This window comes from Actinomyces sp. 2119 (assembly GCF_003591215.1).
GTDB lineage: Bacteria > Actinomycetota > Actinomycetes > Actinomycetales > Actinomycetaceae > Actinomyces > Actinomyces lilanjuaniae.
Genome location: NZ_QYRR01000008.1, coordinates 17,602 through 39,569, shown reverse-complemented (window position 1 = coordinate 39,569; position 21,968 = coordinate 17,602). Strand labels below are relative to the sequence as shown.

Annotated in this window: 16 protein-coding genes; 9 read left to right on the top strand and 7 right to left on the bottom strand. The window is 67.7% G+C overall.

All coding sequences use genetic code 11. The features are described from left to right. Positions 1-392: 392 nt before the first annotated feature. Positions 393-1,490 (bottom strand): NADH:flavin oxidoreductase/NADH oxidase, encoded by a 1,098-nt coding sequence (locus D4740_RS10230; RefSeq protein WP_119836845.1) that lies wholly within the window; start codon positions 1,488-1,490, stop codon positions 393-395. A gap of 111 nt (positions 1,491-1,601) precedes the next feature. Between D4740_RS10230 and D4740_RS10225 the strand changes: the two genes are divergently transcribed. After that, positions 1,602-2,570 (top strand): patatin family protein, encoded by a 969-nt coding sequence (locus D4740_RS10225; RefSeq protein WP_119836844.1) that lies wholly within the window; start codon positions 1,602-1,604, stop codon positions 2,568-2,570. 136 nt (positions 2,571-2,706) lie between these two features. Here D4740_RS10225 and D4740_RS10220 read toward each other — a convergent pair whose 3' ends face one another. Further along, positions 2,707-3,330, bottom strand: coding sequence for an NUDIX domain-containing protein (locus D4740_RS10220; RefSeq protein WP_119836843.1), 624 nt, complete (start codon positions 3,328-3,330; stop codon positions 2,707-2,709). Positions 3,331-3,536: 206 nt separating this feature from the next. Between D4740_RS10220 and D4740_RS10215 the strand changes: the two genes are divergently transcribed. From D4740_RS10215 to D4740_RS10205, 3 genes are all read left to right on the top strand, one after another. Then, complete coding sequence (locus tag D4740_RS10215) at positions 3,537-4,103, top strand: biotin transporter BioY (protein ID WP_259390789.1); 567 nt, start codon at positions 3,537-3,539, stop codon at positions 4,101-4,103. A gap of 70 nt (positions 4,104-4,173) precedes the next feature. Beyond that, the gene (locus tag D4740_RS10210; RefSeq protein ID WP_119836841.1) at positions 4,174-5,382 is read left to right on the top strand and encodes an LLM class flavin-dependent oxidoreductase; all 1,209 of its coding nucleotides are present in this window, start codon (positions 4,174-4,176) and stop codon (positions 5,380-5,382) included. 103 nt (positions 5,383-5,485) lie between these two features. Then, a complete protein-coding gene (locus tag D4740_RS10205) occupies positions 5,486-7,129 on the top strand; it encodes an ABC transporter substrate-binding protein (protein ID WP_119836840.1) in 1,644 nt (547 codons plus the stop codon). 181 nt (positions 7,130-7,310) lie between these two features. On the opposite strand, the gene D4740_RS12935 is transcribed toward D4740_RS10205, so the two are convergent. From D4740_RS12935 to D4740_RS10180, 4 genes are all read right to left on the bottom strand, one after another. After that, a complete protein-coding gene (locus D4740_RS12935; RefSeq protein WP_396027247.1) occupies positions 7,311-8,438 on the bottom strand; it encodes a hypothetical protein in 1,128 nt (375 codons plus the stop codon). Positions 8,439-8,730: 292 nt separating this feature from the next. After that, entirely contained in the window at positions 8,731-8,925 is a 195-nt protein-coding gene (locus D4740_RS10195) for a phospholipase D-like domain-containing protein (RefSeq protein WP_259390788.1), read from the bottom strand. Between the two features lie 731 nt (positions 8,926-9,656). After that, on the bottom strand, positions 9,657-10,145 hold the full coding sequence (locus D4740_RS10185; RefSeq protein ID WP_119836948.1) for a DUF4411 family protein: 489 nt from the start codon (positions 10,143-10,145) through the stop codon (positions 9,657-9,659). Then, positions 10,145-11,299, bottom strand: a complete 1,155-nt coding sequence (locus tag D4740_RS10180; RefSeq protein WP_119836837.1) for an ImmA/IrrE family metallo-endopeptidase — start codon at positions 11,297-11,299, stop codon at positions 10,145-10,147. Before D4740_RS10180 ends, D4740_RS10185 begins: the two co-directional genes overlap by 1 nt. Positions 11,300-11,518: 219 nt before the next feature. Here D4740_RS10180 and typA point away from each other — a divergent pair, with 219 nt between their 5' ends. From typA to dapC, 4 genes are all read left to right on the top strand, one after another. Then, entirely contained in the window at positions 11,519-13,441 is a 1,923-nt protein-coding gene (gene typA, locus D4740_RS10175; RefSeq protein ID WP_119836836.1) for a translational GTPase TypA, read from the top strand. A 14-nt stretch (positions 13,442-13,455) separates the two neighbouring features. Beyond that, a complete protein-coding gene (locus tag D4740_RS10165; protein ID WP_220475039.1) occupies positions 13,456-15,771 on the top strand; it encodes a VanW family protein in 2,316 nt (771 codons plus the stop codon). Positions 15,772-16,147: 376 nt separating this feature from the next. Continuing rightward, the gene (fdxA, locus tag D4740_RS10160) at positions 16,148-16,501 is read left to right on the top strand and encodes a ferredoxin (RefSeq protein WP_119836834.1); all 354 of its coding nucleotides are present in this window, start codon (positions 16,148-16,150) and stop codon (positions 16,499-16,501) included. A 65-nt stretch (positions 16,502-16,566) separates the two neighbouring features. Continuing rightward, positions 16,567-17,772 carry a succinyldiaminopimelate transaminase gene (dapC, locus tag D4740_RS10155; RefSeq protein WP_119836833.1) on the top strand — a complete coding sequence of 402 codons (1,206 nt, stop codon included), beginning with the start codon at positions 16,567-16,569 and terminating at the stop codon, positions 17,770-17,772. Positions 17,773-18,242: 470 nt separating this feature from the next. On the opposite strand, the gene D4740_RS10150 is transcribed toward dapC, so the two are convergent. Further along, positions 18,243-19,925 carry an ATP-binding protein gene (locus D4740_RS10150; protein WP_119836832.1) on the bottom strand — a complete coding sequence of 561 codons (1,683 nt, stop codon included), beginning with the start codon at positions 19,923-19,925 and terminating at the stop codon, positions 18,243-18,245. Positions 19,926-20,494: 569 nt separating this feature from the next. Here D4740_RS10150 and D4740_RS10145 point away from each other — a divergent pair. After that, positions 20,495-21,943: a citrate synthase gene (locus tag D4740_RS10145; protein WP_119836946.1), complete on the top strand. Its 1,449-nt coding sequence runs from the start codon at positions 20,495-20,497 to the stop codon at positions 21,941-21,943. The last annotated feature ends 25 nt before the right edge of the window (positions 21,944-21,968 follow it).

Below are 21,968 nucleotides of genomic sequence, written 5' to 3'. Positions count from 1 at the left end.
GTCGAGGCTTGTGCGGGAGAGGCAGCAGGGAATCCTCCTAGCGGGAACTCCTCCTATTGGGGCGTGTGATGCGGTGGCGCGGTCGGCCAGGAAACGGTTGGTCGTCAGTCACTGTGGGCACCTTGCCCGGTCCTTCGAGGTCTAGTCCGTCGAGGTGCGTGGTCTGATGGGCCTCTGGACCTGATCGCTGCGAGTGCTGTCGTCGTGAGGATCGGGGTACTGCTTCCCCCGCATCGGCTCTTCTTTCTGGGGGCAGGCTTTCCTAAGAAAGTTGTGCTGCCGTTGAAAGAATGGCGAGTCCCGTAGGTGGCCCCTGGCTCCCGGAACAACTGGGAGCCAGGGGCTGCGCTATACCGTGTGCTGCTCTAGGCTAGGGCTTCTGCTGGCTCGCCTCAGTGCCAGGTGCCGCGCCAGTACTGGATAGGCCAGGGCGCCTCCTGCCAGCTCCTGACTCCGAGGTCGGCGGCCCAGCGCAGTGGGAGGTAGGGGTCCCGCAGGGCGGCCCGGCCCACGGCGACAGCGTCTGCCTGGCCAGTCACCAGGGCCTGCTCCGCCTGGGCGGCTGTCTCGACGAGGCCTACGCCCACCACCTGGGTCCTGGTTCCTGCGACCGCTTCCTTCACCTGGGCGGCAAAGGGTAGTTGGAAGCCGGGTCCAGCAGGAACCTGGGCTGGTACGTTGCCTCCGGTGGACACGTGCAGGATATCGACCCCGGCCTCGGCCAGCTGGCGGGCGAGTTCGACAGTGTCCTGTCCGGTCAGGCCGCCGTCGGCCCAGTCAGTGGCAGACAGGCGCACGTCCAGGACCTTCTCTTCCCCGATGGCCTGGCGCACGGCCTGGACCACTCGCAGCAGGAAGCGGCGCCGCCCCTGGGGCGAGCCGCCGTAGGAGTCGGTACGGAAGTTGGACAGCGGGGAGAGGAACTCGTGGATGAGGTAGCCGTGGGCGCCGTGCAGCTCAACGATGTCGTACCCAGCCTCCACCGCCCGGCGGGCCGCCGAGGTGAAGGCCTCAACCAGGTGGTCGATCCCCGTCTCGTCAAGCTCGGTGGGTACCGCGTGCTCCGGGTAGGCCACTGCGCTGGGAGCCAGGAGCTCCCAGCCCTCGATCGTGCTGGTGCGGGCGCCCTTCTCCCGGGGACGCATCGGGGGAGTACCCGCCTTGCGTCCGCCGTGGCCCAGCTGGATACCGGCCAGGGCGCCCGCTGCGTGAACGGCATCGACAATACGGTGATGCCCCTCGACCTGGCTCTCCTCCCACAGGCCCAGGTCGTTGGGGGACAGGCGGCCCTCCGGGGTGACAGCGGTAGCCTCCACAATGAGCGTGCCGAACCCGCCGACCGCGCGGCTGGCGTAGTGGACAACGTGCCAGTCCGTGACGGCGCCGTCGTCCCCCGGCACGCAGTACATGCACATCGGGGGCAGCCACAGGCGGTTCCGGGCGCTGAGGTCACGCATGGTCAGAGGGCTGAGCAAGTTTGGCGTTCTCATACGTGCACGCTATGACGGCGGCGTGGTGATGGCAATGGCCTGGTAGTGTTCCAAGGCTCTCGCTACCTCGCTGCCCTGTCAGCCCTTGGATGTCGCCAGGGAGCCATAGGCTTGAGCACCGTGACGCCCACCCACCCGTCCCTGCCGCCCGCCCCTGCCCGCCCTGTGCCGGCCAGCAGCCCCGGCCACGTCCCGGCCCCGGTCACGCACGGACCTGATGATGTCGCCCTGGTCTTCGAGGGCGGAGGAATGAGAGGCGCCTATACCGCAGGGCTGGTGCGGGTCATGCTGGAGGCCGGCCTGTCCTTCCCCTGGGTCGGAGGGATCTCTGCCGGGGCCTCGCACACGTGCAACTTTGTCTCCCGTGACACCTGGCGGGCTCGGGAGGCCTTTGTGGGGCTGACCACCCAGCCCCAGGCCGGGGGCTGGGGCAGCTTTGCTCGTGGGCAGGGCTACTTCAACTCCGAGTACATCTACGAGCGCACCTCCGCTCCTGACGAGCCCCTGCCCTTTGACTGGGAGACCTTCGCCTCCACCTCCTCCACGGTGCGCCTCGGCTCCTTCCGCTGCGACACCGGTGAGGAGGTCTACTGGGGGCTGGAGGACATGCCGACCATGGCGCACCTTCTGCCCCGGGTGCGGGCCTCCTCGTCCATGCCGGTGCTCATGCCGGTGACCCACGTTGACGGTGTGCCCTACCTCGACGGGGCGCTGGGACCCACCGGTGGCTTCGCCACGGACGCGGCCCGTGCGGACGGCTACGACAAGATGCTGGTGGTCATGACCCGCCCGGCGGGCTACCGCAAGCCTGAGCGGCGCCTGTCCGCGCTCTACCGTGCCCTCCTGCGCCGCTACCCCGCGGCGGCGGAGGGGGTCCGCAGGCGTCCTCAGCGTTACAACCAGACCGTCGCAGACCTGGAGGCGATGCAGCGTGAGGGGAGGGTCTACCTGTTCCGGCCCGCCCGGATGCCGGTGGTCAACGGCGACCTGCGCTACCATCGGGTGGTGACCGCCTTTGAGGCGGGGCTGGCCCAGGCGCGCCAAGAACTGCCTGCCATTGAGGAGTTTCTAGCCTCCTGACCTGCCCAGTTCCGTGGCTTTCCGACCTGCCCACCGTCCCGCCTGTGACCTACCTGGGCTCATCCCCGGCGACTGCGAGGCCGTCCCATGCTGGGCGCTGCCCCGGGTTAGGCGCTGCTTGGGCCTGCTGCCTGGCTCAGTGGGGTCGGGCGGTGCCGTAGCGGGCTGTCTCCTGGCCGGGATCGAAGCCGAAGGTCGTCACCGGTGGGACCCGCTGCCCACGGTCGAGGGCGTCGGCCAGCAGGCGCAGGACGTGGCGCTCGTGCTCAGGGACCGCACGGGGCAGGGAGGTTAGGGCAAACCAGTCCAGGGCGGCGGTCCTGGCGGGCTCGCGAACGCGGGGCCGCCCCTCCCAGCGGTGTAGGGCGAAGAAGAAGTCGACCCGCTGCTCCAGCCCTGGGCCTGCGACGTCGTTGCTGCGATGCACCGTGGTCAGCGGTTCCAGGTCCGTGTGCGCCACGACGACGCCGACCTCCTCCTTGGCCTCCCGGACCGCGGTCTCCAGTACGCTCTCGCCGGGCTCGACGTGCCCGGCGACACCGCAGGCCCAGTACCCGTCCATATAGCCGGTGTGCTGCCGCAGCTGTAGGAGGACCTGGGTGCATGAGGCTTGTGCGCCCTGCCCGCCGAGGAGCCCCGAGGGCCCTGCTGTGGGAGATCTCACTCCTGCCCGGCCTGCGGGAGCCTGCCTGAGGAGGAGTACGTAGGCGGCGGGGACCAGGCTGAGGGCGGGCGGAGTCTGGGGAGTCTGGGCTGGCACGGTCTCAGTCTAGAGTCGGCGGTGGGCGCGCTGGTCGGTCGGGTCGGCTACGAGGGCGGCAGCGGCGGGGTAGTGGCACGGTGCTCGTTGTGGAGCCTGCCTCCGTCCCTTTCCTCGCCACTGCCACAGGCCCTATGGTTTGCGGTATGACAACTAAGAGTAGGACCCCTGTTTCCCGTACGCTAACAACCTCTTCAGGCCGTTCCATGAGCCGTGCCGCAGGTCTTGTCCGACCCGCGGCACGCGAGTTCGCCCTTGTCCTGGTCGGCACGGCTACCTTGGCTCTTCTAGGGCAGGTGGCCCTTCCCCTGCCCTTCACCCCCGTCCCGGTGACGCTGGGTACCTTCGCTGCGCTCGGTGTGGGCTCCATGCTCGGCTCCAGGCGTGGGATGGCCTCTGCGCTTGTGCTGGCGCTCCTTGCCGCCGCTGGCGTGCCGGTTCTGGCGGGCTGGAGCGCGGGCGTGACCGCGTCCTTCGGCTATGTCCTGGGCTACACGCTGGCTGCTGGCGTGGCCGGGCGCGGTGCCCTGGGCTGGTCGCGCTCCTCCGAGGGGGGTGCAGGCTCCGTCGCCAGGCGTGCCCTGGTGCTGGGTGCCACCATGCTGCTGGCCTCCGCCCTCGTCTACGTCCCCGGCCTGCTGTGGCTGAGGCTGGCGACCGGTGCCTCCTGGGCCGCGACGGTGGGTATGGGGCTCGCCCCCTTTGTGGTCGGCGACCTGCTGAAGTCCCTGGCGGTGGCTGGCTTGGTGCCTGTACGCAGCATCTGGCGCTGAGCCTGGCTGAACCTGTCCGTGAGCCTCTGGAGCGCGGTGCGCTCCGTCGGGTGTGCTCTAAGGTACCCGTATGAGTGGGGAGGCGCCCCGGCGGGGCGACCAGGGTGACGTCGCCCTGTCCGTGCTGGACATGGTGCCGGTCAGTGCCGGACGCACCCGCTCCCAGGCGCTTGCGGACATGCGTGACCTCGCCGTGGCTGCTGACACCGCCGGGTACGAGCGCTACTGGCTGGCTGAGCACCACGGCTCCACCACCTACATGTCCTCGGCCACGACCGTCCTCATGGGGCAGGTCCTGGCCGCCACCCAGCGTCTCGGCGTGTGCTCCGGAGGCATCATGCTGCCCAACCACGCTCCTCTCGTCGTTGCGGAGCAGGTGGGGACCCTTGCTTCTCTCTACCCCGGCCGTGTCAGCCTGGGGCTGGGCCGGGCGCCGGGCACGGATCGTCTCACCGCGGCGGCGTTACGGCGACGTAGTGCCAGCCTGCCCGACTTTGTCGAGGAGATCCTGGAGACTCTCACATACCTGGGCTCCGTCCCCCGGGAGGCGTGGGACCGGGTCCCCGCCTCCCTCCTTCTCGGCTCGCTCCCAGGTGCCGGTCCTGACGCCGAAGGCGAGCCTGGGGGAGAGCACGGCGGTCGTGTCCGTGCCGTCCCGGCTGAGGGCACGCGCGTGCCCACGTGGATCCTGGGGTCCTCGGTCAACGGCGCCCGTGTGGCTGGCAGCCTGGGCCTGCCCTTTGCCGTGGCCTCCCACTTCGCTCCTGCCCAGGCGGAGGCGGCGCTGAGCACCTACCGCTCGGTGTTCGACACCCAGGCCCCCACCCGAGCGCAGGACCGGCCCCGTGCGGCGGCGGCAGTCAACGTCGTCGTGGCCCCGACCATGGACCAGGCGCAGCTGCTCTACTCCACGGCAATGGCGGCGGCTGCCCGTGTTATCGGCGGTCGGCCCGGCCCGCTGGACCCGCCCAGCCCGGACCCGGGCTCCTGGCGCAGGCACGCGCAGGGGCGGGAGGCGGCCGTGGAGTCAGCCATGGCTCTGTCCTTTGTGGGGGAGCCGGACGACGTCGCCGCCCGCCTGCACGCCTATGCCGTGCGCTGGGACCTTGAGGAGCTCCTGGTCATCACCCACGTCCACGACCCTGTGCTGCGCCGACGCTCCTACACTCTTCTGGCCCAGGCCTGGACGGACTACGCTGGCGGGAGGAGACGCGCCCGTGCCGACGGAGCGGGCGGGGAACCGGGGCCACCCAGCAGCGGAACCGGGGCGGGAGCCTGAGGCAGGCAGCCCTGGGGAGCCGGGGACCCTCCTGGGGGCGCCGGGGCAGCGGTACCGGGTTTCGGTATCCTGTCCGCCACACAGTGACTGGAGGCACCTGATCATGCGCAACACGCCTATCTCCCGCCGCAGCCTAGGCCTGGGCCTCGGTGCCGCTGCGGTGCTCCTGGCTTCCGGGTGCTCGTCGGGCTCGCTAGGCGGCGCGCCGACCTCCGCTGCGGCCGGTAGCCAGGGCAAGGCCGATGGTGGCGTGCTCACGCTGGCATACAACGCTGACGGCCCGCACCAGGCCTGGGTCGAGGCCGTGTGCGACTCGGTGGGCTCCGCACTGGGGATCACCATGGAGCCGCTGCCCCTCGCCGACCTCTCCGCGCTGCGTGACGAGGTCGACAACCGCACAGTCGTGGGAGCCTTCCGCTCCAGCTGGAGGGCGGACTTCCCCTCCATCGCAAGCGTCCTGGTTAGCCAGTACCGTACGGGTGCTGCTGCCAACATCACCGACTACTCCAGCACCGGGCTCGACGACCTGCTGGCCCAGGCGGCTGCCACAAACGACGGCGCTGCGGCTCTCAGCCTTTGTGAGCAGGCCCAGTCCCTCCTGCTCGCTGACCTGCCCACCATCCCCCTGTGGTACCACGGCGGGGCCGGGGGCTGGTCCGCGACGGTCTCCGACGTCACCTGGTCGTGGAACGGCCTGCCTGTCTATGAGGCCGTGAGGACCTCGGCCGAGGACGGCGTCGTGCGTGCCCGTGGTACCGAGCCCCGGCACCCGCTAGTTCCTTCCACCACCAACGAGTCTGGGGGCAGGCGGGTCGTCGACCTGCTCTTCTCCGGACTGGTGCGCTACCGCGAGGACGGCACCGTGGTCAATGAGATGGCCGAGTCCGTGGAGACCGAGGACAACCAGCACTTCACGGTGACGATCAAGGAGGGCTGGGCCTTTGGCGACGGCACGGCCGTGACCTCGGAGTCCTTTATCAGGGCGTGGGACTACGGGGCCCAGGCCTCCCACAACCATGTCGCCTCCCACCTCTACGCGCCCATTGAGGGCTTCTCCGCAGAGGAGGACTCCGAGCTGACCGGGCTGGCCAAGGTCGATGACCGGACATTTACCATCACCCTGACCGAGCCGACCGCTGACTTCGTGCAGCGCCTGGGCTGCCCCGCCTTCTACCCCCTACCTGCCAGCGCCTTCAAGGACATGGAGGCCTTCGGCGAGTCCCCCGTTGGCAACGGCCCCTACACCCTGGCCGAGTGGAGCCACCACTCCGAGGTCGTCCTGGTCCCCAACCCTCTCTACTCGGGGGAGCGCGCCGTCGCCAACGACGGGGTGACCTTCGTGATCTACCCTGACGACGACGCCTCCTACAGCGACCTGCTCGCCGGTGCCGTGGACGTCGTTGATGCCGTCCCGCAGGCGCGGCTGTCCACCGTGGACGAGGACCTGGAGGGGCGGGCTGTCACCCTGCCGGGTGACCTGGTCCAGGGGCTCGCCATCAACGTCGGCGCGCCGCACTGGGGCACGGACAAGGAGGGGCGCCTGCGCCGCGCCGCGCTGTCCCGGGCGATCAACCGAGAGGAGATCTGCGAGACCGTCTACGAGGGCGCGTGCACCCCAGCCAGCGACTTTACCTGCCCGGTCATGGTCGGGTGGGCGGCTGACGTCCCAGGCAACGAGGTCCTTACCTATGACGAGGCCGAGGCTAGGAGGCTGTGGGACCAGGCAGAGGCCGTGTCAACTTTCTAGGATCTGGGACGCGAGGGCTACATGTCCGTTTGTGCTTGACGCCTGCTCCCGGCGGAAGCGCTCTGGAGGTGACTCGCGATTCCTAGTGATAATCTACGGCTGGAGTTGCCAGCGCCTCCGCTTAGTCCCACCGTCTGCGCCTCGTCGGTCTGAGGGCTGTGTCCTGGACGCAGCTGGACGTTCAGTCGTGCCAGTGCAGGTTGTCACGCTCGGCATTAAGTAGCACATACTCGATACTTGGCCTCACTAGTTCGATAATTACTGGCAGGCTGTTAATGAGGTTGGCGGTGAAAGCCTCGGTGATGGTCTCGTTCAGGAAGTATGCTCCTGCGAGGGAGTCACAATGGCGGCAGCCGTGACTCAGGTAGCTTCCGGCGTGCTTCGCGCCCATATATGCGTTGCGGCACCGCTCTTTCCAGTCCTCAACCTCATCCAAGCTGAATGGAAGAGCCTCCATGTTGTCAAGAATGACTCCGAGGGCGTCATTGAACTTGAGTTGCCCACGGTCGTTGAGGTGCGATCCTCCATTGTCGTTATCCTCGATTAGGTAACCTACCTGCTCCAGAGGGGTGCTACTCATGATAGCGCTCTGGGGAGGCCGCGTGCGCTCTGATCTCAGTGCTCGAAAAAGGTGGCCGAGGGCGCGGCCATACTCCTGTCTCAGGCGGAACCACTCGTCGATGCCTCCTGGGGTCATGTCGTTACAGGAGAACAGAAATCGCCTGCGACAGTTGCTGAGATCGTCACGTGGTAGCAAGTGTGAAAATACTTCTGTCCACTGTTCGCCTTCGGGAGTATTAATCTTGTTTTCCTTACGATTAGCGTGGACCTCCTGGAAGGTGAAGTTCTTCCACGCAGCAATGGAAACAAGGTCGAGGGCGCCAACGTGAGCCTCGAGATGGTCGCGCCGCTTTCGAGGCTCCTTGACCAAGGTTTGGAACGACAGCGACTCGCGCACATCGTATCCGTCGAGGACGGGGGCCGCCCGCCAGTCATGACATGCGAACATGTTGAGCCTGTCGGATATCTTTATGCTGTCGGTTTGCTTGAGACTGAGAGTCGCAGACTGAAGCCGACCCGAGCTGTCAGACTCGCAAAAGATTTCGATGGAGGACCTTCCTACCCAATTTCTGTACGCCGAACTCGTGGTTCGCATCCCGTTGACTTGACCGTACTTGAGGCTCCTCCCTCTGCGCGAGGCATAGTCCACCACAAAAACACCCTTGCCAGCAATGTGCGTCTGACGCGCCCCTCCTGCGGCACGACAACCAACGAGCACGACATGGCTAGCGTCATCGTGGACCTTCATGCCGGATAGCGGCAAGTAACTGTACCGCGTCCGGTCAGGATCATCGGCAAACGTGGCGTTCGGTGACCACCACCGGCCGTACGGGCCGTTGACTGCCTCACAGGTCCCGGAGGTCGGGAACGTCACCTCGATGGCGTCTCCTGTATTCCGGAGCATGACGACCCTTTCCGGCGTATCCGGTTGCCGTCAATAAGATGGTATAGCCGCGCTTCGCTCGCACGAAGCCTGTTCTCTATCATTTTCTCTCTCCTCCTTGCACCATGTGGATACCTCCTAGACAAGTCCCTGGACTTCATATTCTCATCCGCTCGTGGACGCTGTTCTCCAGCTCCCGTATCTGTTTCTCCACGCTGGCCGCCAGAGTTGTGTCATCCACGCACAGGTCGAGTTCCACATTGCGTTCCTCGGCACTGTGGGAGCACTTCGCGGAGCCCACCAGGAGGGAGCGGCGGTCCACGCTGAGGAATTTCGCGTGACTCGTCAGCAAAGATATCGTCGGTCAGGGCTCCCGCTCCGAGCGGGCCCGGTGGCGCAGCAGCAGCTCCTTGATGACCAGGCCTGTCCCGATCGTCTTGCCCAGGCCGACGTCATCCGCCAGCAGCAGGTTGGTGCGCGGGGCAGACAGCGTGCGGTGCAGGGGCTCGAGTTGGTGGGGCTCCAGTGTGGCGCCGGAACGGAACGGTGCCTGGAAGGCTCTGGGGTCGGCGGAGGTGACAGCACCCCAGCGTATGGCGTTAACGAAGGCTCCCAGCGTGTCCGGGTCGTCAAAGGTGTCGGCGCAATGCTCTCGGGAAGGCTGCGGTCTGGCACCACTGGCTGCCCGACCTCCAGCTCCCAGACCACGGTGAGCTCCTCACCCATGCGGTCCCCGTCAAGGGGCTGCAGGTCAACGACGTGCTCGAGGCGGGGCTTGCCGTCGTCGGCCGGGCTGCGCGGCAGTCCCTGAACGGCGATGTCCGTGACCGCCCAGATCGCACCACGCACCTGTACCACCTGACCGGGCTCGGGGGCGTCGGGACCCGGCGGACGCGAGCGGTGCGGCTGTGGGTGCCGGGGAGGCCTGAGTCGTCATGGTACCTGGCCTACGGAATGCGAAGCGGGCTTAGAAGCCAAGGTATCCTACTCTGGCAGCACCGGTGTCCCTACATTGTCACGAGGAGGCGGCCAAGCTGTGGGACAGGCGCCTACAGGTCCTGCCCTCCGGGTAACCGTCTGGCGTTATCGGCGCAGCCCGAAAGAGACGCCGGTACGGCGAAGCATCTCGAAGGTGCTCACCCACGTGACGTCAAGAGCCCGGCAGGCGTCAGGAATCTTCACTTTCTTGAGAGAGCCTGACCCTGCGACCTCGTGGGTCACTAGCGTGCACGAGTACGCCGCCGCGTGGGCGACGAGGAGGTAGTCGGCAGCGTCTGAGGAGAACTCGTCCAGGGCGGACTGCTTGAAGTTCTGGGACTGCGCCCATACGGACAACGGGGCGAAGAACGGCACTGCTTTGTCGTCGATTGGGTGGAAGAACATGCGATGCTTCTCCGCCCACTCGGCAAGCTCGTCGTCTCCGCGACGGAGTTCCTCACCGACTTTTTCGATACTGAACACTGTGCCTTGTTCATGCGCGTGCTCAAGCCACGTCCAGAAGCCGGGCGCGATATCAAAGGCATAATAGCGGTTCTTTGCCTCGATGAGGACGTTGGCGTCGACGAGGTACATCACGTTATGCCCACTTTCTCTGCCAGGCCTTCAAAGGTCGAGTGCTTGACAGTCCCCAGCAGTCGGTAGGCGTCCCGGTACGTCGTCCGCCCCTCCAGGGTGGAGGAGACCACGGCCCGGGTGAAAGCACGCCCGAGGCGTCGCAGTTGGGTGTGGTAGTAGTTCCCGCCCCCGCCACGGTCACGCCCAGCCTGCATAAGTCCCATGACACGTTGGCGTTCGGCGTCGTACCGGGCCATGTACTCGTCCCATGTGAGGAATCCAGCGTCCCGGAGCCTGGCGAGCACGACGAGGGTGCTGACCTTGTAGTGAGACGCCAGCCGGTTCAGCTCGTCCTGGCCACAGTCCCCTGCCCACCCCTCACGGAGCGAGTCCAGGGGGATGAGCACCTGTGCGGCAACCTGGTTGCACCAGCGCTCCTCCCGCTTCTCGCCCTGCGTACCACCAGCATCCGCGTCGGAGAGCGCGCTGTGCCCTAGCCACAGGTGGGCAAGTTCGTGGACGAGGGTGAAGACCTGTGCGGCCTTGGTGTCGGCCCCGTTGACAAAGACGAGCGGGGCGACGTCGTCAGCCAGGGCAAAGCCTCGGAACTCCTCCGGGTCCAGTCTGCGGTGCGTGTCCGAGCCGACGACCCCGTTGACCATGACCAGGACACCGATGGTCTCGGCGCGCTCGATGAGGTCCGTCATCGCATCAGACCAGCTGGTCACGGACCGCTCGTCCAGACGGAGCGCGGTACGAATGCGGTCGGCGGCGTCGTCTACCGGAGTGGTCAGCGTCGCGGAGCCGACGAGGCCGAGTGGGGCAGCCCCATCCTCCAGTGCCTCGTCGCGGTACCAGTCCTGGCGTCTCTGGCACAGGTAGATCGTCTCCAGCAGGTCGGCCGACGGTTCGCGCACTCCGGCGTCGCGAGGAGTCCGCATGTCCGGGACAGGGACGTCCTCGACAGGCGGCTCAGGCAGGAACAGCATCCCAAAGGGCGTGTGGGTGTCGGCAGCGAGCTTCTCCATCTGCTTGAGAGTGGGGCGCACGGAGCCGTCGATCCATTCATCAAGCTTGGGTGCGCGATGGCGGACGGTATCCTCGTCCCAGCGCGCCCGCCTCACGGCCCAGCGCAGCACGTCGGGCGCGATGTCTACACGCACGACGGCCATGGCTCCTCCTTCCGCGCTCCCGCTCTTCACGCACTAGTCTGCTCCACGCCACCGACACCTGTGAAGCCCCGACCCGTGAGGGGGTGCACACCGGGGGTGTCGGCACCGCCGTGGCAGACGGTGCCGCCTTCCCCTAGCCTTGCCCTGACTCACCCCTGTGGTCCGGCTCCTCCCTGGCTCCGGGTGCGGGGGCTCCCTCAGGTAAGGAAGAGCCCATTCATGAGTGTCCGTCAGGACCTGCGTAACGTCGCCATCGTCGCCCACGTCGACCACGGCAAGACCACCCTTGTCGACGCCATGCTCTGGGAGGCTGGCGCCTTCGGGGCACGGGCCACGCAGGAGACGACGGGGGAGCGGGTCATGGACTCCGGCGAGCTGGAGCGTGAGAAGGGCATCACGATCCTGGCCAAGAACACCGCCGTCCACTACTCGGGGCCTGCTGCGTCGCAGGCGGGGCTGGAGCAGGGCGTCACCATCAACGTCGTGGACACCCCCGGGCACGCGGACTTCGGCGGTGAGGTAGAGCGGGGCCTGTCCATGGTGGACGGCGTCCTGCTCCTCGTGGACGCTTCCGAGGGACCCCTGCCTCAGACGCGCTTCGTGCTGCGCAAGGCCTTGGCGGCGAGCCTGCCGGTGATTCTCGTGGTCAACAAGGTGGACCGCCCTGACTCCCGTGCCCAGGAGGTAGTCACCGAGGCCACCGACCTGCTCCTGTCGCTGGCCTCTGACCTGGCGGACGAGCAGCCCGACATCGACCTGGACGCGGTCCTCGACGTCCCGGTCCTCTACGCCTCTGCTAGGCAGCGTCGGGCGGACACCGAGCCTCCTGAGGACGGCGGGCTTTCCGCCAGCACAGACCTTGAGCCGCTGTTCCGCACCATTATCGAGCGCATCCCCGGCCCCACCTACGACGAGGACGCCCCTCTCCAGGCCCATGTCACCAACCTGGATGCCTCCCCGTTCCTGGGACGACTGGCGCTGCTGCGTATCAGGAACGGGGCGCTCCGCAAGGGCCAGGCGGTCGGGTGGGCGCGCCACGACGGGACCATCGCCCCGGCGCGCGTCTCCGAGCTGCTGGTGACCCAGGGGCTGGACCGCATCCCCGCGCAGGAGGCTCGTGCGGGAGACATCGTGGCAGTGGCCGGGATCGAGGACATCACTATCGGGGAGTCCCTCGTGGACCCTGAGGACCCGCGCCCCCTGCCGCTCATCACCGTGGACGATCCTGCGATCTCCGTGACCATCGGTATCAATACCTCTCCGCTGGCGGGGCGCTCCAAGGGGGCCAAGGTCACCGCTCGCCAGGTCAAGGACCGCCTGGACCGAGAGCTGGTGGGCAACGTCTCTCTGCGGGTGCTGCCCGCGGACCGTCCCGACGCGTGGGAGGTCCAGGGGCGCGGAGAGCTGGCGCTGGCGGTCCTGGTGGAGCAGATGCGTCGGGAGGGCTTTGAGCTGACGGTCGGCAAGCCGCAGGTGGTGACTCGTACCGTTGGCGGCAGGACGCATGAGCCGGTGGAGCGCATGACAATTGATGTCCCCGAGGACTACCTGGGGGCCATCACCCAGCTGATGGCGGCTCGCAGGGGTCGCATGGAGACCATGACCAATCACGGGACCGGCTGGGTCCGCATGGAGTTCGTGGTGCCCGCGCGTGGTCTCATCGGCTTTCGTGGCCAGTTCCTGACCGAGACGCGTGGCACGGGTATCGCCTCCTCCGTGGCCCAGGGCTATGAGCCCTGGGCCGGGCAGATCACCTCCCGCACCACAGGTTCCCTGGTGTCTGACCGTGCGGGGGCCGTGACCGCCTACGCCCTGATACGGCTGGCGGACCGGGGTACCTTCTTTGTCGAGCCTGGTCAGGAGACTTATGAGGGCCAGGTCGTGGGTGAGAATCCGCGTGGTGAGGACATGGAGGTCAACGTGGTGCGGGAGAAGCAGCAGACCAACATGCGTTCCGCGACCGCGGAGTCCTTTGAGGGGCTCACCCCTCCGCGGCACCTGACCCTGGAGGAGGCTCTGGAGCTGGCTGCGCAGGATGAGTGCGTGGAGGTGACTCCGGAGGCGGTCCGCATCCGTAAGGTGATCCTGGACTCCCGGGCGCGTGCCCGGGACCACGCCAGGCGCCGTCGGGTGCAGGCCTGAGAGGACCAGTGACGATGAGCCAGGACGCACCAGGCCGCGACGCCGTGACGAGTCGCTCTGCCGAGGAGGAGGCCGGGAAGGATCCCGAGGCCTCGCAGGCGGTCCTGCCTCCCCCTGAGGCCCTGCCGGACCAGGGAGTGCAGGAACGTGAGGCAGGCAGCCAGGAGACGGCTACCCCGGCAGAGGCCGGTCCTCTTGCTGAGGTGCAGGCGGTCGCGGAGGGTGCTGCTCCTGCCCAGGAGGGCGACGGGTCGGCTGGCCAGGTGGCGTGGATCCAGCACGCTGACTCCTCGTTGCCGCCCTCGATCGCCCCGGCGGGCAGGGGAGAGCCTCCGGTGCCGGAGGACCCCGCTGAGCCAACGGAGTCGGCGGGGCCGGTAGAGCCAGCAGACCTGTCACAGCCTGCGGGGGAGGACGACTCGGCGCAGACAGAGCCGGAGCAAGAGCCGGAGCAGCTGGAAAGGCTCGGCGATGCTGAGGTGCCTGGTGAGGCAGGGCCTGAGGTCCAGGTGCCTGCGGACGGGCACCGGGACGAGGACGTGGCTGAGAGCGCAGCACAGCAGGAGGGCCTAGGTGGTCGGGAGGAGGAATCAGACCGGGAGGAGACGGCTGCGAGCTGGTACCGGCGTCGCCTGCCTGCGCTTATGGCAGCCGGAGCGCTAGTGCTGCTGGCCTGGGGTGGCCTGTCATGGTGGACCACCCAGCACCTTCACGGCACCACGACCGTGGCGGGTGTGGACGTCTCGGGTCTTAGCGCCGAGGAGGCGAGGACCCGCGTGGCCTCCGTCCTTGGCGAGGAGCTGGCGCAGCCGGTCACCGTCACCGTGGGCGAGAGGCAGGACCAGCTGGTCCCTGCCGACTCGGGCGTCAGCGTGGACGCGCAGGCCTCTGTGGGGCAGGTCACCGGCATGACCCTTAACCCTGTCACCCTGGTCGGTCGGCTCCGCGGGACACAGGTTGACGCGGTGGTTGAGGTAGACCGCGACGTCCTCAACGGTGCCCTGGAAGACCGGGTGGATGCCCTGTCCAGCGGCACCGTGTCGGCCACGGTCTCCCTTGAGGGGACACAGGTCGTGACCACCGGCTCCCAGACCGGGACCGGGCTGGACGTCGTGGCCTCCGTGGACGCCCTCGTCAAGGACTGGCCGCTGGGGGAGCCCAGTATCGCCCTGGCTGAGGGGACCGCTGTCCCTGCCATCACTGACGCCGAGGCGACACAGTTCGTGGAGGAGACATTGGAGCCCCTCCTGTCCTCTGAGGTCACTGTCACCGTCGAGGGCACGGAGGTGGAGGAGCAGGCGGTGTCCCCCGTCGTAGCCATCAGCCCCGAGACCATCGCTGCCTACAGCACCATCGGCACCTCTGGGGGGAGGCTGAGCCTCGATCTTGATCCGGCAGGTGTGCGTGAGGCCGTCCTCGCCGGACTGGGCCCGGTGGAGACGCCGGCGGTTGACGCCGGCTGGATTATCGACGGGACTGCAGAGGGTGCGCAGGACGCCGCTCCCCGCTACGTTCCCGCCTCCTCCGGCCTGGGGGTCGACACGGAGGCGCTCCTGGCGGACCTGGTCGCAGCGGGGACGTCGGACCCGGACTCCGGCTCCCGCATGGTGACGCTGCCCCTGACCGTCCTGGAGCCGGAGGTGACCCTGGCTGAGGAGGACTGGGGCGTAGCCGAGCCTGTCGGCGAGTACTCCACCCCCTACAGCGCCGCCGACATCGCTCGTACGCAGAATCTTGAGACGGGGGCGGAGAAGATCAACAGCACCTCGATACCTCCGGGCGCGACCTTCTCCCTGGAGGAGGCCCTGGGGCCGGTGGACTACGACCACGGGTTCACCGACGCGGGCGTCATCTCCAACGGGCAGCACACCGACTCCATGGGCGGCGGTCTCAGCCAGGTCGCCACCACGGTGTTCAACGCCGGCTTCGAGGCGGGGATGGACGACACTGAGCACACTGCCCACCAGTACTACTTCGACCGCTACCCGGCAGGCCGGGAGGCGACGCTATGGACCGGTGTGCTGGACGTGAAGTTCACGAACTCCACCCCTTACGGTGTCATGGTCCAGGCCTGGCTGGACGGGGAGGAGATCCACGTGCGGCTGTGGTCCACCGCGTACTACGAGGTCTCTATCACCTCCTCAGAGCGCTACAACTATCGTCCGGTGACTACCGAGACGCAGTCCGGGCCCGGTTGCCAGGCCTACAGCGGGGGCAACCCGGGGTTCGATATCACCGTCACCCGCCGACGTGCTCATGACGGGCAGGCCCTGCCTGAGGACGTGCTGACCACGAGCTACTACCCTGACAACAACGTCGTGTGCAGCTAGGTGCTCCCCCTGTGGGCCTCTGACCACCCGGAGAAGGACGAGAAGCGTGCCGTCTTCTTGGCACCAACGTCGGAACCTCTGACTACGCGACCGCCATGGACGTCGTGACCGAGAGCACTGAGACGGCTCTGGGTCCCGGCTGGTGGGGTGGTGACGGTGCGCCCGACCGGACGGGGCGGTCCCCGCATCTGTGCTGTGCCCGTGCTGTCACGACCTTGGGGCGCGACCTTGGGGGCGGTGGGTTCGTGGCCCCAGTGCTCACGGCCACGTCCGCCTGTCTTGGGCTGGCCGGTGGTGGGGGAGGATACTGGTGCCGTACAGGCGTGCCGCTCCCTGCGGGCGGCACATCCCGCCGAGGTGAGAGGATGCCGCTGCCATGACCTACGTCATCGCCCAGCCTTGTGTCGACGTCAAGGACCGTGCGTGCGTTGACGAGTGCCCCGTGGACTGTATCTATGAGGGTGAGCGCAGCCTCTACATCAATGCCGACGAGTGCGTGGACTGCGGTGCCTGCGAGCCGGTGTGCCCCACGGAGGCCATCTTCTACGAGGACGACGTCCCCGAGGAGTGGGAGGACTACGCCAGGGCGAACATCGACTTCTTTGAGCTACGGGGTCTGGGCTCACCCGGTGGGGCGCAGGCCGTGGGTCCCCAGCCCTATGATGACCCTATGATCGCAGTTCTGCCGCCGCAGAACGAGGAGTGGAGGCAGGCCAACGGCTACGCCTGACCGGCGGGTGGCGCTGCGGCGAGGTGCCTGTGACGTGCCCGGCCCCGTGAGCGAGAATACCGCCTATGCGTCCCGCTTCTGCTGGGCCCCTGGCCCCTGCCCGTCTTCCTCGGCCCCTCGCCCTGCCTGACTTTCCCTGGGACAGCCTGCATCCCTACCGAGCGCGTGCGGCTGAGCACCCTGACGGTGTCGTCGACCTAGCGGTGGGGACGCCGGTGGACCCGACTCCCGGGATCGCCCAGGCTGCTCTTGCCCAGGCTGCCGACGCGCCCGGCTACCCCACGGCGGTGGGCACCTCGCGCCTGCGTGGGGCCTTTATCCGCTGGATGGCCCGGCGTCGTGCGGTTCCCGGGCTGACCAGCGAGGAGGTCCTGCCCACCATCGGCTCCAAGGAGTCCGTGGCGCTCCTGCCCCTCCAGCTGGGAGCGGGCCCGGGCGACCTCGTCCTCCACCCGCGTACCGCCTACCCTACCTACGACGTGGGAGCCCGCATCGCCGGGGCCGTCCCGGTGCCTGTGGACACCGACGCCGACCCTGAGTCGTGGGACGTTGACAACCAGGCGCGGGTGTCCATGGTGTGGCTCAACAGCCCTGGCAACCCCGACGGCCATGTCCTGGGCGTGGAGCAGATGGCCCGGGTCGTGGCCTGGGCCAGGGCGCGGGGTGCTGTCGTCGCCTCCGACGAGTGCTACGCCGAGCTGGCCTGGGAGGAGCCCTGGGCCAGCAGCGCGGTTCCCAGCCTCCTGGACCCGCAGGTTGCCGGGCCGCAGGGGCGCAGCGGGCTGCTGGTCCTGTACTCACTGTCCAAGCAGTCCAACCTGGCGGGCTACCGGGCAGCCTTCCTTGCCGGGGATCCGGTGCTCGTCTCTGCGGTCACCGAGGTCCGCAAGCATGCGGGCCTGCTGGTGCCCGCCCCTGTCCAGGCTGCTGCGGCGGCCGTCCTTGACGACGAGGCGCACGTGGAGGCCCAGAAGGCGCTCTACCGGGCACGTCGCGAGACCCTGTTGGAGGCCACTGACGCAGTGGGGCTCGTCAACGACCCGCAGTCGGTGGCCGGGCTGTACCTGTGGCTGTCCGGGCCGCCGTCCATGAGCGCCTATGACATGGTGGGGGCCTTCGCTGAGCTGGGGATCGTCGTCGCCCCCGGTGACTTCTACGGGCAGGCTGGTGTCGGGCGTGTGCGCATGTCACTGACCGGTACCGATGAGAGGGTAGCTGCGGCCACCGCCCGCCTTCGCACGTCCCAGGCCGCTGACCTCTTCCGGGCCTGACGGGCGGGGCCTTGCAGCCCTGTCTCATTCTCCTGTGACTTTGGTGGAGAGGATGTCTTTGCTGCCGCCTTCCTTCTCCTGCGGTCGGCCTGACGAGACCCCACCCTGCCGGGGCGGGCACCCCGGGTGAGTTCTTTGGGGTGGGGGTAAAGAACTCGGGGTGGGGGTTGTGTGGGGGGCGGGGCGGTGTTCCGGTGGTCTTGTTGTGGGTTCTTGTGGGTGTTTGTGGCTGTGTCTCTGGGGTTGCTTGGTGTTTTCTATGGGGTGTGTGGGGTGGTGGGGCGAGTTGTTTGAGTTGTTGGGGGTTTTGCGGGGGTTGTTGTCGGGAGCTGTTGCCGAGGGTCGTCCCTCTAGGGGGCTGCCGCTGGGCTTTACGGGGGCTGTCGCGCGGGGGGCGGGGGCGGTCCTGGCCGGCTGTGTGCTGTTGGCCTGGGGAGCGGTTGGGCCGACTGGCTCCAGGGCGAGCCCGGCTATCGCGCGCGCCAGCGTACGGTCGGACCTCGCTGAGGGCCGTCAGGATCCTTCTCGATTGCTCCCGTGACGCTCAGGTGGCGGAGCATGTCTGTGACTGTCTTTGGTGCTGCACCGGTTGCTGCTACGACCTGACGGTTGGTGACGGGGGCGTGCTTGATAGCGTCAAGGATCCAGTTCTCCACGTCCTGGTGCAGGGGGACGGCGACCTGCGCGCTGCCTAGCGCCTTTCTGCAACGGTCTGCGAGCACCCAGGTGGAGGAGCCGGGATTCTGCTCCAGCAGGTCGACGCTGACCAGCCAGTCGAGAATCTCCTGGCACTCGGCGGGTCCTGCCTGGAGCAGGTGGCCTGCGGTCGCGCTCGTAAGCGTCGTCGCTCCAAGAAGGTGGCGCAGGACGAGAAGCGTGTTGACGTTGCGTACCACGCCCTCGGCAAAGAGCGGGACGAGCACGGCCAGAGCGCGGACAAAGTGGGAGTCGGTCCCTGTTGCGGTGAAGGTGACGTCAACATGGAAGTCGTCAGTGTCAATGTCTGGGACCGGTCGGCCTGCAGTCAGCATCGAGACCCACATTCGGTCAAAACCGCGCGATGTCTCCTCGACAAGACCCAGTCGGTGCAGAGCCTGCATGAGAACGGGGTTGCGCGGTGTTGACGGGGTACGCAGCAGGCGGTCGGCGCGAACTCCCAGGGGCAGGCCGCCGGGGGAGTGCACACGTAGCGTCTGGGGCGACTGGTCGACGACGACGGCGGTTGTCAGTGACCAGTCCCTGTGGGCAAAGGCGTTGAGGACGACCTCGTCCACGGCGTCGAAGGGAAAGTCAGGCAGTGGGCGCTCCTGTCCCGTGGGCAGGTCGATCCGGTCGGCCTCGGGGTCGGAATGAGCCTTGATGCGGGCCAGCAACGACTGGATCGCCAGGATCGCCGGCTCGGTCACTTCCTCCTGGGAAGGTTCTCCGCCAGGGAATGGGCGGTAGACATGGCGGGCCAGGGGCAGGCTGAGGGTCCTGCGGCCGAAGAGGATCTCCGCGGCGCGCAGGAGAGTGCCCCCGGGGGTGAGCAGGCCGAGGAGCGTCAGAAGCTCGCGGTCGGAGCCGACAGTCCGGTCGGGATGCTGCGCGGTGAACAGGACCCGCCCCCGCGTCAGCGCCTCCTGGTCAAGATCTGGTATCGACAGCTGGGAGGGTAGGGCGGTGTGGTCCGGGTTGGCTCGGTGGAAGGCCAGCTGACGGCGACGGTCCTCCCCCAGGGGGAGGCAGGATGTCCCCTGACGGATTGACGCGGCCCCGTTCCTTCGGGCGTAGACCGACAGCCCCTGCGGGACGCGGATAATGACCAGCCGGGCTCCCGCGTAGACCTCAGCCCAGGCCTCGACAGTCAGGTTCGGCCGTGAGCGGGAGAAGATCTTCTGGGCGATGTCCGCAGGGTCAGCGTCGGTGCCGGTCAGGGCCTGTGGACCGGGGACCTTGTCTGCCACGCCGAGGACGATGAAGGACTCGCCGTCAGCGTTGGCCAGGCAGATGGCGGTGTCAAGCAGGACCTCGACGCGCTTGGCATCGGGGTTGCCTAGGAACTGAGGGATGCGGGCAGGGTCCTCCTTGAGGTCCAGGTGCTGGCTTTCCTGGCTGTCCGCAGTGGCGCCGCTCCGGATGGCGTCCAGGGCTCTGCGCACGATCTCCTGCATGGCCCCTAACTGTAGAGTTCTTTGGGGTGGGGGTAAAGAACTCGGGGTGGGGGTTGTGTGGGGGGCGGTGCGGTGTTCCGGTGGTCTTGTTGTGGGTTCTTGTGGGTGTTTGTGGCTGTGTCTCTGGGGTTGCTTGGTGTTTTCTATGGGGTGTGTGGGGTGGTGGGGCGAGTTGTTTGAGTTGTTGGGGGGTTTTGCGGGGGTTGTTGTCGGGAGCTGTTGCCGAGGGTCGTCCCTCTAGGGGGCTGCCGCTGGGCTTTACGGGGGCTGTCGCGCGGGGGCGGGGGCGGTCCTGGCCGGCTGTGTGCTGTTGGCCTGGGGAGCGGTTGGGCCGACTGGCTCCAGGGCGAGCCGGACCTGACTCGTCGGGGCTGAGGAGGCCGGGGCCAACCCCGAGCCGTGCCAGGGGCGGACACGGAAGCCGGAAGGTCCCGAGAGCCCGTAGAGTAGGGCCGATACCCCGGGCCTCCTGCCCGGGGAGCATGAGACCGGCCTGCTTGCAGCGCATCGTGCAGCGCACGCTGGCCCAGGCACACCGTCGGCCCGGAGCCGATGACCGAGGAGGCATCATGACGAGCACGTCCCCTACTGCGCCCTCACAGCCGGAAGGTCAGGCAGCCGCGTTGTCTGCCCCTGACGGCCCTGCTGAGGATGCCGTCACGACCTCGGGTCTGCTCACGGTCGGTTCCCAGGAGCTGGAGCTGCCCCGCGTACCTGCCACGGACGGCTCGGACGGGCTGAGTGTCTCCCGCCTCCTGGCCGGCACCGGGATGGTGACCCTAGACCCTGGTTTCACCAACACGGCGTCCTGTACCTCGCAGATCACCTATATCGACGGTGCGGCCGGGATCCTGCGCTACCGTGGCTACCCGATCGAGGAGCTGGCCAAGTCCTCGACCTTCCTGGAGGTCGCCTACCTGCTCATCTACGGCGAGCTGCCTGACCGCGAGGCCTTCGAGCGCATGGACCGCCGTATCAAGCGCCACCGCCTGCTGCACGAGGACTTCCGCAGCTTCTTCACCTCCTTCCCCTCCTCGGGGCATCCGATGGCTATCCTCCAGGCGGGTATCTCAGGCCTGGCCACCTACTACGAGGACACCCTTGACCCGCACGTCCCCTACGAGCGCGAGCTGGCGACCGTCCTGCTGCTGGCCAAGGTACCCACCATGATCAGCTACATCGCGCGCCGTGCCGTCGGCCTGCCCCTGCTCTACCCGGACCCCCAGCGCGCCTACGTCGAGGACTTCCTCCGCCTGACCTTTGGTATGCCCTATCAGTCCTACGACATCGACCCGGTCGTGGTGCGAGCGCTGGATATGCTGCTCATCCTCCATGCTGACCACGAGCAGAACTGCTCTACCTCCACGGTACGCCTGGTGGGCTCCTCCGACGCCAACATGTACGCCTCGGTGGCAGCGGGGGTTGGAGCCCTGTCCGGCCCGCTCCACGGGGGCGCGAACGAGGCCGTGCTGCGCATGCTGGACACGATCCAGTCCTCGGGCATGTCCACCTCGGAGTTTGTCCGTAAGGTCAAGGACAGGGAGGACGGCGTGCGGCTCATGGGTTTTGGTCACCGGGTCTACAAGAACTACGACCCGCGTGCGGCCATCGTCAAGGAGACCGCCCACGACGTCCTGGCCCGGCTGGGCAGCAGCGACGGGGACCGGAAGCTGGAGATCGCCATGGAGCTAGAGGAGGTCGCCTTGCGCGACGACTACTTCGTCTCCCGCAGGCTCTACCCCAACGTGGACTTCTACACAGGGCTCATCTACCAGGCCATGGGCTTCCCCACCAAGATGTTCACCCCGTTGTTCGCCCTGGGGCGGCTGCCTGGCTGGATCGCCCAGTACCGCGAGATGATCGCCGACCCGACCAAGCGTATCGGCCGCCCCCGCCAGGTCTACGACGGCTACACCGAGCGCCATTACGTGGCCATGCACCGCCGTCGCCACGCGCACGGTGACTACCCGGCCACCCGTGCGGGCGAGGCGGCCCTGGACCGGGTTCCCCGGGTCTGAGGGCGTCCCTCCCGCTCAGGGCGGC

What these genes read in the sequence shown, in the direction of transcription:
- D4740_RS10230 (WP_119836845.1), bottom strand. Translation starts at nt 1,490, where the DNA reads ATGAGAACGCCAAACTTGCTCAGCCCTCTGACCATGCGTGACCTCAGC.
- D4740_RS10215 (WP_259390789.1), top strand. Translation starts at nt 3,537, where the DNA reads ATGAGCCGTGCCGCAGGTCTTGTCCGACCCGCGGCACGCGAGTTCGCC.
- D4740_RS10210 (WP_119836841.1), top strand. Translation starts at nt 4,174, where the DNA reads ATGAGTGGGGAGGCGCCCCGGCGGGGCGACCAGGGTGACGTCGCCCTG.
- D4740_RS10205 (WP_119836840.1), top strand. Translation starts at nt 5,486, where the DNA reads ATGCGCAACACGCCTATCTCCCGCCGCAGCCTAGGCCTGGGCCTCGGT.
- D4740_RS12935 (WP_396027247.1), bottom strand. Translation starts at nt 8,438, where the DNA reads ATGAAGGTCCACGATGACGCTAGCCATGTCGTGCTCGTTGGTTGTCGT.
- D4740_RS10185 (WP_119836948.1), bottom strand. Translation starts at nt 10,145, where the DNA reads ATGTACCTCGTCGACGCCAACGTCCTCATCGAGGCAAAGAACCGCTAT.
- D4740_RS10180 (WP_119836837.1), bottom strand. Translation starts at nt 11,299, where the DNA reads ATGGCCGTCGTGCGTGTAGACATCGCGCCCGACGTGCTGCGCTGGGCC.
- typA (WP_119836836.1), top strand. Translation starts at nt 11,519, where the DNA reads ATGAGTGTCCGTCAGGACCTGCGTAACGTCGCCATCGTCGCCCACGTC.
- D4740_RS10165 (WP_220475039.1), top strand. Translation starts at nt 13,456, where the DNA reads ATGAGCCAGGACGCACCAGGCCGCGACGCCGTGACGAGTCGCTCTGCC.
- fdxA (WP_119836834.1), top strand. Translation starts at nt 16,148, where the DNA reads ATGACCTACGTCATCGCCCAGCCTTGTGTCGACGTCAAGGACCGTGCG.
- dapC (WP_119836833.1), top strand. Translation starts at nt 16,567, where the DNA reads ATGCGTCCCGCTTCTGCTGGGCCCCTGGCCCCTGCCCGTCTTCCTCGG.
- D4740_RS10150 (WP_119836832.1), bottom strand. Translation starts at nt 19,925, where the DNA reads ATGCAGGAGATCGTGCGCAGAGCCCTGGACGCCATCCGGAGCGGCGCC.
- D4740_RS10145 (WP_119836946.1), top strand. Translation starts at nt 20,495, where the DNA reads ATGACGAGCACGTCCCCTACTGCGCCCTCACAGCCGGAAGGTCAGGCA.